The sequence below is a fragment of the Halopseudomonas sp. SMJS2 genome (assembly GCF_029866945.1).
GTDB lineage: Bacteria > Pseudomonadota > Gammaproteobacteria > Pseudomonadales > Pseudomonadaceae > Halopseudomonas > Halopseudomonas bauzanensis.
The window spans coordinates 3,173,839-3,189,094 of the sequence record NZ_CP123445.1 but is presented as its reverse complement, the minus strand read 5'-3'; the positions used below and the strand labels follow the sequence as shown (position 1 = coordinate 3,189,094).

The following is a 15,256-nucleotide window of genomic DNA, read 5'->3' as shown; positions in this document are numbered from 1 at the left end:
TGGATAATTGATAAGCCACATAAATACAGGGCCATGTGCCCTGTATTTATGTGGTACCAGAAAGACAAACTCCAGACTTTTAAATCACCTTCTTGAACAGCTCCACTATCTGCCGCGGACTCTCCACCGCCGGCACATGCCCAACCCCCTCCAACACCACCGGCTCCGCCGCACCCAATGCCTTGGCCAGTGCCTGCAATGATGCCGGCGGGGTGGCGATGTCGTCGCTGCCGGCAATGATCTGCAGCGGTACCTGCACATTGCTGAAGGCTTCGCTGTAGTTGCAGCGGCCGAGCATCAGGCATAGCAGGGCGTAGCTGCGGTTGTCGGTGCGGCCCAGCTGTATGCACCAACCCGGGACCAGCGCTGGCTGCTCATTGCAGATCTTCGGGCCGAACCAGCGTGGGACCAGATCCGGCGCCATGGTTTGCAGGCCTTTTTCCATGATCATGTCAGCGCGCTGGCGCCAGGCGTCGGGCGTGCCGATGACCGGGCCGGTATTGGTCAGGGTGGCGGACAGTAGCTTGTCAGCGTGCTGGCTCAGCAGTTGTTGGCCGATCACGCCGCCAATGGAGGTGCCGGCAAAGTGGAACTGCTCGGCACCGGCCAGGCCCGCCAGCATCAGTGCTTCCTGGGCCAGGTCTTCGGCTTCGATGGCATCGCGATCATCCGGCCAGGCGCTGCTGGCACCGTGGCCGGGCAAATCCCAGGTGAGAACACGAAAGCGGCCGAGCAGTTCGGGGAGCATGTCGTCCCAGATGCCCTGGGTCATGCCCAGCGGATGGGCGAGGACCAGCAGAGGGCTCTCGGGCTGGCCGAGCAGGCGGTAGCTGATGGTGCGGCCTTGGTGAGCGCAGAATGTCATGGTGAATATCCTGTCCGGTTGATGGATATGATGTTCGAATTACGAACTAAAGTTTTTAATGCGAACATCTTGCGGTCAGATGATTTGCTCCGTCAAGTGCAGCCGACCATTGTCCGCCGAAAGTCGAACTCTCGTTAGCGCGGCGACGTCTCCTCAGGGATAGCGGCCCGTGAGCCGGTTTTCCACCAGTTCCGCCAGAATGGTATTGGTCAATCGCATGATGGCGTTGGGGTTTTCTCCGTGACGACGGGAGGCGATGACCGGGACGGTGATGTTGTCATCAGCCAGCGGCATGTATTCCACATCTTCTCGCTGCAGGCGACGTACCTGTTCTGGTACCAAGGTGAACCCCATATCCGAGGCCACCAGCGATAGGGCGGTCTGCAGATCGTTGACCTGTTGGATGACATTGACCTTGAGGCCACGCCGCCGGAACAGGCCGTGCACCAGATCGGCGAAGTTGGGGCCGGTACTGGAAGGGAAGACGATCATGTTCATCTCCGCCAGTTCCTTCATAGTCGGGGGGCGGGCCGTCAGCGGGTGGGATACGGGTAAGGCGGCGATCAGCGGCTCGTCGAACAATTTTTCCTGATCCACTTCAGCATCTTCGATGCTGATGCGGCCAAAGCCGATATCGATCTTGCCCGCCTTCAAGGCATCGACCTGTTCCCGAGTCTTCAGCTCGTGCAGGACAATTTCCAGATTCTTGTTCTGCCGCAGGCGGCGGACCATCAGCGGCAGCTGACCATAGAACACCGACGGTACGAAGCCGATGGAGAATATAGTCTTGCGATGGGAGGCAATCCGACGGGTATCAGCGATGGTCGTCTCGACCTTGTCCAGAATCTGTTGGGCATGGGCGAGGAAGTAGGCGCCGCCCGATGTCAGCTCCAGCCCCCTGGCCTTGCGGATGAATAACTCCACGCCGATCTCTTCTTCGAGCTGCTTGATGGCTCTAGTCAGGGGGGGCTGGGCGATGAACAACTTTTCCGCGGCGCGGGTGAAATTGCGCTGTTCTGCCACTGCGACGAAATAACGCAGGTGTCTGAGTTCCATCCATACCTCCAGGGTATTGCTGCCTACTTATTCAATATTGGTTGGCATAGCTGAAACTTCGTACTGTTCGACTCACAGTCCTTTTGTCTCGCATTCGGAGTACACATGCCCGCCACCATTCAGTCCCTTGAAGCCGTTCTGGTCGACATTCCGACCATCCGGCCGCACAAGCTTTCAATGACCACCATGGGTGTACAGACCATGGTAATCGTGCGCATCAAGGACTCGGACGGCCTCGAAGGGTTGGGCGAGGCAACCACTATCGGCGGTCTGGCCTACGGCCCGGAAAGCCCCGAGAGCGTCAAACTTACCATCGACACCTATTTCAAGCCACAGCTGATCAATCAGCCAGCGGATAACATCAATACCCTACGGGTAATGCTGGATCGCTCCAGCCGCGGCAACAATCTGGCCAAGTCGGCGATCGAGACCGCCCTGCTGGACCTGCTCGGCAAGCGTCTGAACCGGCCCGTATCCGAGCTGTTGGGTGGCGCGATTCATCAGCACATTCCGGTGCTCTGGACTCTGGCCAGTGGCGATACCGCCCGGGACATCGATGAAGCCAGAACCCTGATGGCCGCCAAGCGCCACTGCGACTTCAAGTTGAAGATTGGTTCGCGCCCGGTAATGGATGACGTACGCCATGTGGCAGCGATCAAGGCTGCCGTCGGCGATGAAGCCAGTGTCCGGGTGGATGTGAACCAGGCCTGGGACGAAGCTACCGCCGCTAGGGGCATGGCCGAGCTGCAGGCAGCCGGTATAGATCTGGTCGAGCAGCCGACGCCGATGAAGGATTTCGCTGCCCTGGCCCGCCTGTCCGCCAAATTCCACATCCCGATTCTGGCCGACGAAGCCGTGGCCGACGCCACTGACATGTACAAGCTGGCCGCGGAAGGTTTCAGCGGTGCGGTGGCGATGAAGATCGCCAAGGCCGGTGGCCCGCTGCGGGTGCTGGAGCAGGCCGCAGTGGCCAAGGCAGCCGGTATCGGCCTGTACGGCGGCACCCTGCTCGAAGGCACCATCGGTACGGCAGCGTCGCTGCATGCCTGGTCGACGCTGGACACCCTGCACTGGGGCAGCGAGATGTTCGGCCCGCTGTTGATGAAGGATGACATTGTGGTTCAGCCGTTGAATTTCCATGACAACGGCGTGGATCTGCCCCGCGGTCCGGGACTGGGCGTCGAGATCGACGAAGACAAGCTGGCCGAATACCGCCGCAAATAACCGAGGAGAAGAACATGCTGTTCAAGGTCGAGATGAAGGTCAACATTCCCCACGACATGCCGGCGGAAGTGGCCAATGAAATCAAGGCGCGGGAAAAGGCCTACGCCCAGGATCTGCAGCGCCAGGGCAAGTGGCGCCATTTGTGGCGCGTGGCCGGTAGCTACGCCAACGTCAGTATTTTCGATGTGCAGGACAACGCTGAACTTCAGGATCTGATCAGTGGCCTGCCGTTGTTCCCCTATATGGACATCAGCGTGGCGCCCCTGTGCCGCCACCCGTCGTCGATCCACGAGGATGATCGCTGACAGGAAGCTGTGAAACAGGCGCCGTCAGGCAAGCAGGCGCCATTGAACAACATTGCCAACGCCCAAGCTGTGATCAGGCAATAAGAATAAATATGAGGACATAACCATGACAATCAAAACCACCCACACTGCCGAAGTACAAGAACTGCTGAACAAGGTTGCCGGCTTCCACGTCGAGGCCGGTAATGAGCGAGTGAAGAAGATCGTGCATCGCTTCATGAGCGACGTATTCCAACTGATTGAAGATTTCGATGTCACCCCGGAAGAGTTCTGGAGTGCCGTCTACTACGTCGGCGAGCTGGGCAAGAATGGCGAAGCTTCGCTGCTGGCGCCTGGCCTGGGTATGGACAAGTACCTGGATATCCGTATGGATGCCGAGGACGAAGCAGCTGGCCTGGCCGGCGGTACGCCGCGCACCATCGAAGGCCCGCTGTATGTCGCCGGTGCACCGCTGGCGGACGGCTTTGCCCGCATGGACGATGGCACAGACGAGACAGCTGAGCCCATGCTAATCAAAGGTCAGGTGACCGATGAGGATGGCAAGCCCCTGGCCAATGCCATCGTCGACATCTGGCATGCCGACTCCAAGGGTAACTACTCCTACTTCGACAAGTCGCAGAGCGATTACAACCTGCGTCGCCGGATCAGCACCGACGAGCATGGCCGCTATGTTGCCCGCTCGATCATTCCGTCTGGCTATGGCTGCCCGCCCGAGGGCTCGACCCAGGCGCTGCTGAACCAGCTGGGTCGCCATGGCCAGCGGCCGGCGCATATCCATTTCTTCATCTCGGCGCCCGGTCACAAGCACCTGACCACCCAGATCAACCTGGCCGGCGATGAGTTCACCTATGACGACTTCGCCTTCGCGACCCGCGACGAGCTGGTGGTCGAGGCACGCGCAGTCGAGCATTCCGCCGACGGCGAAAAGCATGGTGTCAGCGGGCCGATCACCGAAGTGGAATTCAATTTCCAACTGGTCTCCACCGACAAGGCCGAGCTGCAAGCCCGCCATGAGCGCAAGCGCGCTCTGGAAGATGCCGCGGTAGCCTGAACCACCCCAGCGCCAGCAAGCAGATATCGACCAGCCCGGTAACGGGCTGGTCCGGGGGCCTGTACCCCGATGCTGGCGACCAATAAAAGCATGAGGGAGTTACGCACATGACTCGTCAACTCGACCAACTCGAGAAAAAAATTCGCGGCGCGGTGGAAGTCGATCCAGCCAACGGCAATTACCGTTGCGATCGCAGCATCTTTACCGACCAGCAGCTGTTCGACCTGGAGATGAAATACATCTTCGAAGGCAACTGGGTATTCCTCGGCCACGAGAGCCAGGTGGAAAACCCCGGTGACTATTTTACCCTGACCCTGGGTCGTCAGCCGGTGGTCATCACCCGCACCAAGGAAGGCGAGCTGCAGGCGCTGCTCAATACCTGCTCGCATCGCGGCGCCACCCTGTGCCGCAAGAAGCGCGGTAACAAGGCCTCGTTCACCTGCCCCTTCCATGGCTGGACTTTCAAGAATGACGGCAAGTTGCTCAAGGCCCGCGACCAGAAAAAAGGCGGCTACCCGGAGAGCTTCAATACCGATGGCTCCCATGACCTCAAGCGCCTGCCGCGCTTCGAGAACTACCGGGGCTTTCTGTTCGGCAGTCTGAGTTCGGACGTGCTGCCGCTGGCCGAGTATCTGGGCGAGACCACCAAGGTTATCGACAACATCGTCGATCAGGCCGAAGACGGTCTGGAAGTGCTGCGTGGCACCTCGACCTACACCTACGAAGGCAACTGGAAGCTGACTGCCGAGAACGGCGCCGATGGTTATCACGTTGGCACCGTGCACTGGAACTACCTGTCGACCATGGGCCAGCGTGACTATGAGAAGGGCGGCACCGAGGCGGTGGACGCCAAGAGCTGGTCCAGTGAAGGCGGTTTCTATTCCTTCGAGAACGGTCACATGATGCTCTGGACCCGCCTGACCAATCCCCAGGTGCGCCCGGTGTACAAGCATCTGGAGCGTCTGCAGGGGAAGGTGGGCGAGGCGCGTGCCGATGTCATCGTCAACACCACCAAGAACCTGTGCATCTACCCGAACCTGTACCTGATGGACCAGTTCTCCACCCAGATTCGCGTGCTGCGCCCGATTTCGCTGAACAAGACCGAGATCACCATCTATTGCTGGGCACCGAAGAACGAGCCGGCGGACGAGCGTGCCAAGCGTATCCGCCAGTACGAGGACTTCTTCAACGTCAGCGGTATGGGTACACCGGATGATCTGGAAGAGTTCCGTGCCTGCCAGCAGGGTTACAACGCCGAAGGCCTGAAGTGGAACGACATGAGCCGCGGCGCGGCGCACTGGATCGAAGGCGCGGACGAAGGTGCCCAGCGCATCGATCTCCAGCCCACGCTCAGCGGCGCCAAGCCCGAGGATGAAGGCTTGTACGTGACGCATCACCAGCATTGGGTCGAGGAAATGTTGCGTGCCGTCGAGACCGAGCGCGCCCGTTTCGTTGCCCTTACCGCACAGGAGACTTCGGCATGAGCATGACCTTCGAACAGATCCAGGCCTTCATCAACCGCGAAGCGCGCCTGCTGGATGATCGCCAGTGGGATGAGTGGCTGACTTGCTACCACGAGGAAGCGGTGTACTGGATGCCCTGCTGGGATGATGAGGACACCCTCACCGAGAACCCGCAGACCGAGCTGTCGCTGATCTATTACCCCAGCCGCAAGGGCTTGGAAGATCGTGTCTATCGGATCAAGACCGAGCGCTCGGGTGCCACTTCCATGCCGGAGCCCCGCGTCACGCACTTGCGGACCAATCTGGAAATTCTGGAGCAGACTGACGGCCAGGTGAAGCTGCGCTTCAACTGGCAGACCAACAGCCATCGCTACCACACCACCCAGATGTTCTTCGGTACCGCCTTCTGCACCCTGGATGTCACCGGCGAGCAACCGGTGATCACCGAGAAGAAGGTCATTCTGAACAACGATTACATCAATCAGGTGATTGATATCTATCACCTGTGATTGATCGGACGCGCCGATCAGGAGTAACCGACATGAGCTACAACATCGCACTCAATTTCGAAGATGGCGTCACCCGTTTCATCAGCTGCAACGAGGGTGAAACCGTGCTGGATGCGGCTTACCGCAACCAGATCAACCTGCCGATGGACTGTTCCGATGGTGTCTGCGGCACCTGCAAGGGCAGCTGCCAGCAGGGCGTATATGACCTGGGCGAGGAGTATATCGAGGAAGCGCTGACCGAGGACGAAGCCGAGCAGGGGCTGATCCTGACCTGCCAGATGGTGCCCTCCAGCGATTGCGTGGTGAATATCCCGGCGGCTTCCACCCTGTGCAAGACCAGCATCATGGAAACCACTGGCACGGTGTCCGAGGTGAATCTGATTTCACCCACCAGCATCGAGCTGAAGGTCACCGCTGATACCGATATCGTCTTCTTGCCCGGCCAGTACGTGAATATCCAGGTGCCCGGCGGCAGCGAAACCCGCGCCTATTCCTTCAGCTCCGCCCCCGGCAGCCGGGAACTGAGCTTTCTGATCCGCAACGTACCGGGTGGCCTGATGAGCACCTGGCTGGTGGGCAGCGCGAAAACCGGCGATCAGGTCAAGCTGGCCGGCCCCATGGGGATCTTCTATCTGCGCGCGGTGGAGCGTCCGGTGGTGATGCTGGCTGGTGGTACCGGTCTGGCGCCGTTCCTGTCCATGCTCGAACAGCTCAAGGCCAATGGCAGCAGCCAGCCGGTCCATCTTATCTATGGTGTGACCAGTGATGAAGACCTGGTGTGTGTGCCGGCATTGCAGGCGTTTGCCGAGGCCATTGACGGCTTCACCTTTACTACTGTGGTCTCCAGCCCGGACAGCAGCCATCCAAACAAGGGTTACGTGACCAACCATATGGACGGTGCGCCGCTCAATGGCGGCGATGTCGACGTTTACCTGTGCGGGCCACCGGCGATGGTCGATGCGGTGCTGGGTTACTTCCGCGAGCAGAACATCGAGCCGAACTCCTTCCATTACGAACGCTTCACGCCCAGCGTAGCGGCGCAGGAGGTCGCATGAGCGCCCGCTTCACCGGCAAGGTGCTGGTAATCACCGGCGCCGCCCAGGGCATCGGCAAGCGGGTTGCCGAACTGGCCGGCGCGGAGGGCGCCCGGCTGGTACTGGTGGACATTGCCGATTACGTGCAGGGCGTGGCCGGCGAGCTGCGTGACCGGGGGATTGAGGCGCTGGCATTGCAGGCCGACCTGGAAACCTGGGAAGGAGCCGAGAGTGTCATGGCGCGGGCCCATCAGGAATATGGGCGGATCGATGTATTGATCAACAACGTCGGCGGCACCATCTGGGCCCAGCCCTTCGAGCATTACCAGCCCGAACAGATCCAGAAGGAAATCCAGCGCTCGCTGTTTCCAACCTTGTGGTGCTGTCGTGCGGTGCTGCCGTATATGGTGGCGCAGCAGCAAGGTGCCATCGTCAACGTATCATCGGTGGCCACCCGCGGGCTGATGCGCGTGCCCTATGGTGCGGCGAAAGCCGGCGTGAACGGGCTGACGGTGAACCTGGCGTTCGAATATGCCGAGCAGGGCATCCGCGTCAATGCCACCGCCCCGGGCGGCACCGAGGCGCCACCGCGACTGACGCCGCGCAATACCGAGGCGCAGGGCGAGCGGGAGCAAGGCTGGTACCAGACGCTGATCGCGCAGACCAACGACAGCAGCTTCATGCACCGCTACGGTACGCTGGACGAGCAGGCCGAGCCGATCCTGTTTCTGGCATCGGATGCGGCCAGCTATATCACAGGCACCATTCTGCCGGTGGCAGGTGGGGATCAGGGCTGACCAGCGGTCGGCCGATCAAGCTGGGTACTGGCGCCAGGCGCCTGCGAGATTCGAGCATCAGCTCGTACCTTGCTGGCGATGGCATCGGTGTTGTCTGATGGGAAAGCTGTCGAGCTGGTGCTCGACAATCCCAGGGGGCGAGCAGGCCGCACCCACAAGCCTGCTCCCTGTTATCTCAAATCGACCACGCCTCCAACTGCTCCCGCAGCGCCGGTGAAATCGGCACTGGCCGGTTGGTGGCGGGATCGATCACCACCATCACGCTGCGCGCACTGACCTGCACCGCATCCTTGTGCAGGGCGCAGCTGGTAAACAGGAAAGAGCTGTTGCCGATACGGCTGATGCCGGCGGCCAGTTCCAGCGGCGTCCAGCCGGCCTGGTAATGCTCGAAGCTGACATCCACCGACGCCACCAATACCCCCAGCCCGTCAAAGTCCAGCTGCCGCACGCCGGTCGAGCGGGCCTGCTCCATATACAGCGCCAGCGCCGACTCGCTGCGCTGGCTGTCCGCGTCCACATCGGCATAGCGCGGCGTAAGTTGCTGGCGAATGGCGAAGTTGTGCGCATGTTGCAGGTGGTCGCGGTAGTCCGCTGGTGCCAGCGGGCCGGCGCTACCATTGCTGGCAGCCGCCATGACGGTACGAATGTCCTCGGGCAGGGCGATCCGATGGCCATTCTCGAAAGCGGCCATTACCGATTCCTGAGTTCCCACCAGTGCTCCATCCTGATACAGCTCGCAGCGCAGGCGGAAACTGTCATCGTCGCAATCGGTCACGCTGATCCAGGCATTGATATCGCGGCCGTACCAGCTGACCTGGCGGTAATCGGTGATGGTGCGCAGCGGCCGCAGGCGTACGTCATCGGAAAACCAGGCGTCCTGGCCGAAACGGCTGACGTGGGCGAGCACGCGGGCTTCGAGGTGCAATTGATAGATACGGGAGTTGTTCACGTGCCGCCAGGTATCCAGATCGGTATAGCGGGGCGAGAAGCTGAAGCTCAGGGGTGATGTTGTCTTGTCTTGTTCGGTCATGGCGCAGGTGAATCCGTCGTATGGCTGTATAACCCGAGCATCCGGTTTTAAGGCGGCGGAAGCAATCTCATCACTGCGATAAATGCAGGTCGATCAGGAAAAATTCACCTGAACCCTGGCCCGCAGCGTCCGGTCACAGTCTCAGCAGCGCCTGGCCCCGGGCTGCGATCCGGGGCGGATACGGTCGAGCCGAGGAGGTGATTCCATGGGTACTACAGTCAGTGACTATTTCGTTGAGCGCCTGTACGACTGGGGCGTGCGGCGCATCTACGGTTATCCGGGCGATGGTATCAATGGCGTCATGGGGGCGCTGAACCGGGCCAATGGCAAGATCCGTTTCATCCAGGCCCGGCATGAGGAAATGGCTGCCTTCATGGCCTCGGCCGATGCCAAGTTCAGCGGCGGCCTGGGTGTCTGCCTGGCCACCTCGGGGCCGGGCGCCTCGCACCTGATCACCGGTCTGTACGATGCGCGCCTCGATCACATGCCGGTGCTGGCAATCGTCGGGCAGCAGGCGCGGACCAGTCTGGGCAGTCACTATCAGCAGGAGCTGGATCTGACGGCCATGTTCAAGGATGTGTCCGGCGCCTTCGTGCAGCAGGCCAGCGCGCCGGCACAGGTGCGGCATCTGGTGGACCGGGCCATTCGCACGGCCTACGGTGAGCGCCGGGTGGCGACCATCATCCTGCCCAATGATCTGCAGGACGAGGCATACAGCGAACCGGCCCATGCCCACGGCATGGTGCACTCGGGCATCGGTTACAGCCGGCCCAAGGTGGTGCCCTACCAGGAGGATCTGGAGCTGGCGGCCGAAGCGCTGAATGCCGGGCGCAAGGTCGCCATTCTGGTTGGTGCCGGCGCGCTCGGGGCCACGGATGAGGTGATCCAGGTAGCGGAGAAGCTGGGCGCCGGGGCGGCCAAGGCCCTGCTTGGCAAGGCGGTGCTGCCCGATGAGCTGCCGTGGGTGACCGGCTCCATCGGCCTGCTGGGAACCGAGCCCAGTTATAAGCTGATGACCGAGTGCGACACCTTGCTGATGATTGGCTCGGGCTTTCCCTATTCCGAATTTCTGCCCAAAGAAGGCCAGGCGCGGGGCGTACAGATCGATATCAAGGCCGACATGCTCAGCCTGCGCTATCCGATGGAGGTCAGCCTGCAGGGCGATGCCGCCGAGACGTTAAGGCTGTTGTTGCCGCTGCTCACCGACAAGGCCGACCGTAGCTGGCGCCGCAAGGTCGAGGCCTGGCGCGAGGATTGGGAAAAGACCCTGGAAGCCCGCGCCATGGTCGCCGCAGACCCGATCAATCCGCAACGGGTAGTGTTTGAGTTGTCGCCACGGCTGCCGGACCGGGCAGTAATCACTTGCGATTCCGGCTCCTGCGCCAACTGGTATGCGCGGGACCTGAAGATTCGCCGCGATATGCTGTGCTCGCTGTCCGGCGGGTTGGCGTCCATGGGCGCGGCGGTGCCCTACGCCATTGCTGCCAAGTTCGCCCATCCGGACCGGCCGGTGGTGGCGCTGGTCGGCGACGGGGCGATGCAGATGAACAACATGGCCGAGCTGATCACGGTTGCCAAATACTGGCGGGAATGGGGCAACGGCCAGTGGATCTGCGCGGTGTTCAACAACGAGGACCTCAACCAGGTGACCTGGGAGCAGCGGGCCATGCAAGGCGATCCGAAGTTCGAGGCGTCGCAGAATATCCCCAACGTGCCCTATCACCGCTTCGCCGAATCCATCGGCCTGAAAGGTATTTATGTTGACCGCGAAGACGCCGTGGCCGCAGCCTGGGAAGAGGCGTTGATGGCTGACCGGCCGGTCGTCATCGAATTCAAGACCGACCCGGATGTGCCGCCGCTGCCGCCGCACATCAAGCTGGAGCAGGCCAAGGCCTATGCCCAGACATTGCTGCAGGGCGACCCTGATCAACAGGGCATCATCAAGCAGTCGGCCAAGCAGGTATTGAGCCGTATGTTGCCCGGTAAAGCAAAGGACTGAACCGGCTCCAGGGTTACCAGTGAACTCTTCGCCCTCGCGGGAGATGCCGAAAGCGAGCTTTTGCCTGAACTGTCAGGCCACCGTCCGGGTCGAAAAATGACATACCTCGAATACGGAGTTCTCTATGCTCAAGTTTCTCGCCAGCACTGCAAGTATCATCTTTCTGGTTGGTCTGCTGGTCATCATCGGTCTGCTGATGCTGATTTTCTGACCCGTCCCAACCACCTGTCCCAGCGCAGGTTCACCCACAACGACAGGCCGATCACCGCGCCGCCCAGCAGCAGGCGCGGCAGGTCGGCTTGCTGATTCCAGATCACCAGATTGACTACCAGCCCGGCGGGAATCAAAGCGTTATTCATGATGCCCAGGGTGCCGGCATCCACCTGGGTGGCGCCGCGATTCCAGAAGAAGAACCCCAGCCCGGACGCGATCAGCCCCAGCCAGCCAAGTACGCTCCAGTGCAGCCACGTCTGCGGCAGCTGCTGGTGATCGCCGAGCAACAGCCAGGCCGGTAGCGCCAGCAGCAGGGCGCCGATGAAGAAGAAGCCGAAACCGTGCCACTGCTGGCGGCGGTCCATCTGGAAGTGATGCACCAGATGGGCGTATCCCACCTGGCCCAGGGCGAAGGCAAGGTTAGCCAGCTGCAATAATAGAAAGCCTTTCACATAATCATCGCTGATCCCGTCATAACGAATGATGCCCGCACCCACGACGGCGATCAGTGTGGCGACCACCGGGCCGACGCTGAAACGCCGCCGCAAGGCATTGTCCACCAGCGCCACATACAGCGGCGTGAAGATAGTGAACAGCAGCACCTCGGGTACCGTGAGCAACTCGAAGGACAGATACAGGCAGATATAGGTCAGGCCGAACTGCAGTGCGCCCACGGCGAGCAGGCCGGGAGCCGCGCCGCGGGGCAACCGCCACGGACGCAGCAGCGGCAGGAACAGCGCCCCGGCCAAGACGATGCGAGTCAGTACCGAGAAGTAACTGTCGACCTGCCCGGCCAGGTACGCGCCGATCAGGCTGAACGAGATGGCCCACAACAGGGTGACGGCGATGAGATAGAACATGGATTTCCTTGGGCAACAGCCCTTGGGCCAGGGCGGCGAAGGATGATAGCCAGCTTCGGGAAAGGAGTGCAATCTGCCGAGGGCTGTGGCAGATTTGTGCGGTTCGCCGCAGCGGCGAATCAATACCATTCACATGCAAGGACAACACGATGAACAAGGCAGGGATAGCAGCGGGCACGCTGGCGTTGTTGGTGGGCGCAGGGAGCGCCGGGGCCTGGTATACGGGCACGCGGTTGGAGGCGGTTCTGCAGGACTCTGTCCGCAAGGGCAACGAGCAACTGGCGGCGCAGTTTCCGGGTAGCGATATGGCCCTTGAGCTGGTTGAATTCAAGCGTGGCATCCTCTCCAGCGAAGCGCGTTATCGCCTGGCTCTGCCGGCGACTGACAGCGCCGAGCTGCCGGTCGAGCTGTTCATCAAGGATCGGATCGAGCACGGCCCCCTGCCGCTGTCGCGACTGGCTTCGCTGCGTTGGATGCCGGTGATGGCGGTCAGTCATGCCGAACTGGAGCCCAGCGATGCACTCGCCGGGTTGTTCGCCGCCAGCCGCGCCCAGGCCCCGGTGATGGTCAATAGCAGCATCGGTTACCGCAACGACATTACCGGCGATATCCGTATAGCACCGATGGTGGTTAATGAGGATGGCACCGAGCTGACGTTCTCCGGTCTGGATGCGGATTTTGCTACCGATACCCAGGGCAGCAAGGTGGTGATGACCGGTCGGGTCGACTCGCTGAAGATCCAGGGGCTGGCCCAGATCGACATGGTGGGTGGTGAGTTCGAATTGGATCGCCGCCGCGAGGGCGAATACGGCCTGTATCTGGGTGATGGTCGCCTGACCCTGGACAGCCTGGCCATGGAGGTCGCCGACGGACCCGTGATGGTACTGCAGGATATCGTACAGACCGACAGCACCACGCTGGGCACCGAGGGAGTAAAGGGCGCGCTCAACTACCAGGTGGGTGCGGTCAGCTACGGTGGTCAGTCGTTGGGTTCAGTGCGCATGGACTGGAGTCTCAGCCGGCTCGACCCGGCGGCGACCGCCGTGCTCGCCGGCATGTACAACACCCTGAGCATGGGCCTTGAGCCGAATGATCCGCAGGCGCTGGAGGAGCAGTTCACCACGGCGATGCAGCAGTTGCTGGAGCGCAAACCGAGGGTGGCGCTGGATAACCTGTCGATCCGGACGGCCAATGGCGAAAGCCGCTTCACCCTGGGGGTGGATCTGAGCCAGCCGGCGTCCTTCGATCTGCCGCCGGCCATGCTGGCGCAGCAGTTGATTGGTGGCCTGGACGCCAATCTGACGCTGTCCAAACCGATGCTGAGTGATATGGTGCGTTACAAGGCGCTGTTCCAGCCGGACGCGGACGCGGCTGCGGTGGAGCAGGAGGCGTTGATGTTGGCGGAGATGGCCGCAGGCATGGCGGAGATGATGCAGCTGGGTACGCTCGAGGGTGACAACATTCTGTCCAACCTGCGTTATGCCGACGGTCTCATCGACCTCAACGGCCAGAGTATTCCCCTTGAAGACTTCATCGGGATGCTGGCGATGCTGTCACCGGACACCAGTCTGGAAGCATTGAAATAACGCCCGGTATTGCCCGCCTTGGCAGTGTCATGGCGGGCAAGTAACATGTTCGGTCCAGCCTGCGACAGGCAGTCCGCAGGCGACCATCGAAGAGAGTTGCAATGACCCCTACTGATGAACTTCACCTCATGCTGGGCCTGTTGGTGATCGGCTTTCTGTTGCTGGGCACCGGGTTCAGCTTTCGCGACAAGGGTTGGGGGGTGGGGCTGATGCTGTTTGGCTCTGCCGTGTTGCTGGTGACAATAGGGACACGCATTCTGGAGGCGGTGTCGCTGAGCTGAACAGGCGACACCGGCGCTATCAACTGATCAGAAGTGCACCTTGACCAGCAGGTTGGTGACGTTCTGGTTGGTATCGAAAGCTGCGGTATTCTTGATACCGTACTTGTCTTTCCAGTAGCTGTACTCGATGCCGGTATACAGCTGTTTGGCCTTCCAGCCCAGCGCCTTGCCCAGATCATATTTGACCTGTGGATTGAAATGCAGGTTGGCGTGCTTGCCATCCCCATCGTTATCGACGATCCAGTCGATGTAGCCATCGATCAGGATATCCGACTTGCCGACCGGCAGGGTCACCGCCCAGACCGGGGTCACCTGCCAGGCGCCCCGCACGCCGTCCGGCGTATCGGAGTGACGGTAGTAGGTATTGAGCTGGAAGTAGTCGAAGCCGGGCAGGTCCAGGTCAAAGCCGGGTCCGAGCAGGTAGTTCTTGATGTCGCCACGGCCACGCTCGTAAGTACCAGCCAGCAGTACATCGGTGATCGGGCCGAATGCGAGCTGTTGTCCACTCAGCTTGCCGAATGACAGGCGCGGTGCGACTTCCCCATACCAGGTGCTGTTGTTGCCATTGGCATCCTTGGCCCCGTTGTAATGAATGCTGTCGACGAACAGGAACAGGTCGCCAAAACTCCAGCCGCTGGCATGCTCGAAGGTGACTGCTTGCTGGGTCTTGGGGTCGACCTCGAGATCATTGCCGTACAGGTAGGTCAGGCTGTTGTCTTGCCATTGCAAGGGGGAAGCGGCGGCAAGGCTGCTGGCGAGCGCCAGGGTGGTGGCCGCGATGCCGATGATCGGTTTGTGCATTGTGGATTCCGACTACTGGGTTGAGAAGCGCGCATATTAAAGCCTTTGCCGAAAAAGCCAAACGGCATCGCAATGCCGAGCGCGGATCTCTGGAACACCTTGGGCCATTGCCTGTCACAGACATTATGTCGCACGCCGCGTGATCCGCCTGATGGTATCGTGTTGCCTGTTACCCCTGTGGA

The 15,256-nt window shown here is 61.0% G+C and carries 15 protein-coding genes; 10 read left to right on the top strand and 5 right to left on the bottom strand.

Annotated elements, in window-relative coordinates; translation table 11 throughout:
- Positions 1 to 79 precede the first annotated feature (79 nt).
- Positions 80 to 865, bottom strand: a complete 786-nt coding sequence (locus tag QAO71_RS14915) for an alpha/beta fold hydrolase (RefSeq protein WP_280164784.1) — start codon at positions 863 to 865, stop codon at positions 80 to 82.
- Between the two features lie 153 nt (positions 866 to 1,018).
- Entirely contained in the window at positions 1,019 to 1,921 is a 903-nt protein-coding gene (locus tag QAO71_RS14910) for a LysR family transcriptional regulator (RefSeq protein ID WP_280164783.1), read from the bottom strand.
- A 105-nt stretch (positions 1,922 to 2,026) separates the two neighbouring features.
- On the opposite strand from QAO71_RS14910, the gene QAO71_RS14905 reads away from it, so the two are divergent.
- The 7 genes from QAO71_RS14905 (at position 2,027) to benD (ending at position 8,304) form a co-directional block, all read left to right on the top strand.
- Positions 2,027 to 3,145, top strand: a complete 1,119-nt coding sequence (locus tag QAO71_RS14905) for a muconate/chloromuconate family cycloisomerase (protein WP_280164782.1) — start codon at positions 2,027 to 2,029, stop codon at positions 3,143 to 3,145.
- Positions 3,146 to 3,159: 14 nt separating this feature from the next.
- Entirely contained in the window at positions 3,160 to 3,450 is a 291-nt protein-coding gene (gene catC / locus QAO71_RS14900; RefSeq protein ID WP_136868782.1) for a muconolactone Delta-isomerase, read from the top strand.
- Between the two features lie 106 nt (positions 3,451 to 3,556).
- Positions 3,557 to 4,501 (top strand): catechol 1,2-dioxygenase, encoded by a 945-nt coding sequence (gene catA, locus QAO71_RS14895; RefSeq protein WP_280164781.1) that lies wholly within the window; start codon positions 3,557 to 3,559, stop codon positions 4,499 to 4,501.
- Positions 4,502 to 4,608: 107 nt separating this feature from the next.
- A complete protein-coding gene (locus QAO71_RS14890; protein ID WP_136868784.1) occupies positions 4,609 to 5,985 on the top strand; it encodes a Rieske 2Fe-2S domain-containing protein in 1,377 nt (458 codons plus the stop codon).
- Positions 5,982 to 6,473: a benzoate 1,2-dioxygenase small subunit gene (gene benB / locus QAO71_RS14885; protein ID WP_074777468.1), complete on the top strand. Its 492-nt coding sequence runs from the start codon at positions 5,982 to 5,984 to the stop codon at positions 6,471 to 6,473. The genes QAO71_RS14890 and benB overlap by 4 nt, the downstream gene beginning before the upstream one ends.
- Before the next feature lie 32 nt (positions 6,474 to 6,505).
- On the top strand, positions 6,506 to 7,528 hold the full coding sequence (gene benC, locus QAO71_RS14880; RefSeq protein WP_280164780.1) for a benzoate 1,2-dioxygenase electron transfer component BenC: 1,023 nt from the start codon (positions 6,506 to 6,508) through the stop codon (positions 7,526 to 7,528).
- Positions 7,525 to 8,304, top strand: coding sequence for a benzoate diol dehydrogenase BenD (gene benD / locus QAO71_RS14875; protein WP_036989093.1), 780 nt, complete (start codon positions 7,525 to 7,527; stop codon positions 8,302 to 8,304). The genes benC and benD overlap by 4 nt, the downstream gene beginning before the upstream one ends.
- A 175-nt stretch (positions 8,305 to 8,479) precedes the next feature.
- On the opposite strand, the gene QAO71_RS14870 is transcribed toward benD, so the two are convergent.
- Positions 8,480 to 9,334 carry a hypothetical protein gene (locus QAO71_RS14870; RefSeq protein ID WP_280164779.1) on the bottom strand — a complete coding sequence of 285 codons (855 nt, stop codon included), beginning with the start codon at positions 9,332 to 9,334 and terminating at the stop codon, positions 8,480 to 8,482.
- A 205-nt stretch (positions 9,335 to 9,539) separates the two neighbouring features.
- Between QAO71_RS14870 and QAO71_RS14865 the strand changes: the two genes are divergently transcribed.
- Complete coding sequence (locus tag QAO71_RS14865) at positions 9,540 to 11,333, top strand: thiamine pyrophosphate-requiring protein (RefSeq protein ID WP_280164778.1); 1,794 nt, start codon at positions 9,540 to 9,542, stop codon at positions 11,331 to 11,333.
- Between the two features lie 182 nt (positions 11,334 to 11,515).
- Here the strand turns inward: QAO71_RS14865 and QAO71_RS14860 are convergent, their stop codons facing one another.
- Entirely contained in the window at positions 11,516 to 12,406 is an 891-nt protein-coding gene (locus QAO71_RS14860) for a DMT family transporter (protein ID WP_136868787.1), read from the bottom strand.
- A gap of 149 nt (positions 12,407 to 12,555) precedes the next feature.
- On the opposite strand from QAO71_RS14860, the gene QAO71_RS14855 reads away from it, so the two are divergent.
- Both QAO71_RS14855 and QAO71_RS14850 read left to right on the top strand, forming a co-directional pair.
- A complete protein-coding gene (locus tag QAO71_RS14855; RefSeq protein WP_280164777.1) occupies positions 12,556 to 13,992 on the top strand; it encodes a YdgA family protein in 1,437 nt (478 codons plus the stop codon).
- A 101-nt stretch (positions 13,993 to 14,093) separates the two neighbouring features.
- Positions 14,094 to 14,273 (top strand): hypothetical protein, encoded by a 180-nt coding sequence (locus QAO71_RS14850; protein ID WP_036989100.1) that lies wholly within the window; start codon positions 14,094 to 14,096, stop codon positions 14,271 to 14,273.
- A 27-nt stretch (positions 14,274 to 14,300) separates the two neighbouring features.
- Here QAO71_RS14850 and QAO71_RS14845 read toward each other — a convergent pair whose 3' ends face one another.
- Positions 14,301 to 15,074, bottom strand: a complete 774-nt coding sequence (locus tag QAO71_RS14845) for an outer membrane protein OmpK (RefSeq protein ID WP_280164776.1) — start codon at positions 15,072 to 15,074, stop codon at positions 14,301 to 14,303.
- Positions 15,075 to 15,256: the final 182 nt, after the last annotated feature.

Excerpts from the sequence above, each read along its gene's own strand:
- QAO71_RS14915 (WP_280164784.1), bottom strand. The coding sequence starts at position 865 with ATGACATTCTGCGCTCACCAAGGCCGCACCATCAGCTACCGCCTGCTC.
- QAO71_RS14910 (WP_280164783.1), bottom strand. The coding sequence starts at position 1,921 with ATGGAACTCAGACACCTGCGTTATTTCGTCGCAGTGGCAGAACAGCGC.
- QAO71_RS14905 (WP_280164782.1), top strand. The coding sequence starts at position 2,027 with ATGCCCGCCACCATTCAGTCCCTTGAAGCCGTTCTGGTCGACATTCCG.
- catC (WP_136868782.1), top strand. The coding sequence starts at position 3,160 with ATGCTGTTCAAGGTCGAGATGAAGGTCAACATTCCCCACGACATGCCG.
- catA (WP_280164781.1), top strand. The coding sequence starts at position 3,557 with ATGACAATCAAAACCACCCACACTGCCGAAGTACAAGAACTGCTGAAC.
- QAO71_RS14890 (WP_136868784.1), top strand. The coding sequence starts at position 4,609 with ATGACTCGTCAACTCGACCAACTCGAGAAAAAAATTCGCGGCGCGGTG.
- benB (WP_074777468.1), top strand. The coding sequence starts at position 5,982 with ATGAGCATGACCTTCGAACAGATCCAGGCCTTCATCAACCGCGAAGCG.
- benC (WP_280164780.1), top strand. The coding sequence starts at position 6,506 with ATGAGCTACAACATCGCACTCAATTTCGAAGATGGCGTCACCCGTTTC.
- benD (WP_036989093.1), top strand. The coding sequence starts at position 7,525 with ATGAGCGCCCGCTTCACCGGCAAGGTGCTGGTAATCACCGGCGCCGCC.
- QAO71_RS14870 (WP_280164779.1), bottom strand. The coding sequence starts at position 9,334 with ATGACCGAACAAGACAAGACAACATCACCCCTGAGCTTCAGCTTCTCG.
- QAO71_RS14865 (WP_280164778.1), top strand. The coding sequence starts at position 9,540 with ATGGGTACTACAGTCAGTGACTATTTCGTTGAGCGCCTGTACGACTGG.
- QAO71_RS14860 (WP_136868787.1), bottom strand. The coding sequence starts at position 12,406 with ATGTTCTATCTCATCGCCGTCACCCTGTTGTGGGCCATCTCGTTCAGC.
- QAO71_RS14855 (WP_280164777.1), top strand. The coding sequence starts at position 12,556 with ATGAACAAGGCAGGGATAGCAGCGGGCACGCTGGCGTTGTTGGTGGGC.
- QAO71_RS14850 (WP_036989100.1), top strand. The coding sequence starts at position 14,094 with ATGACCCCTACTGATGAACTTCACCTCATGCTGGGCCTGTTGGTGATC.
- QAO71_RS14845 (WP_280164776.1), bottom strand. The coding sequence starts at position 15,074 with ATGCACAAACCGATCATCGGCATCGCGGCCACCACCCTGGCGCTCGCC.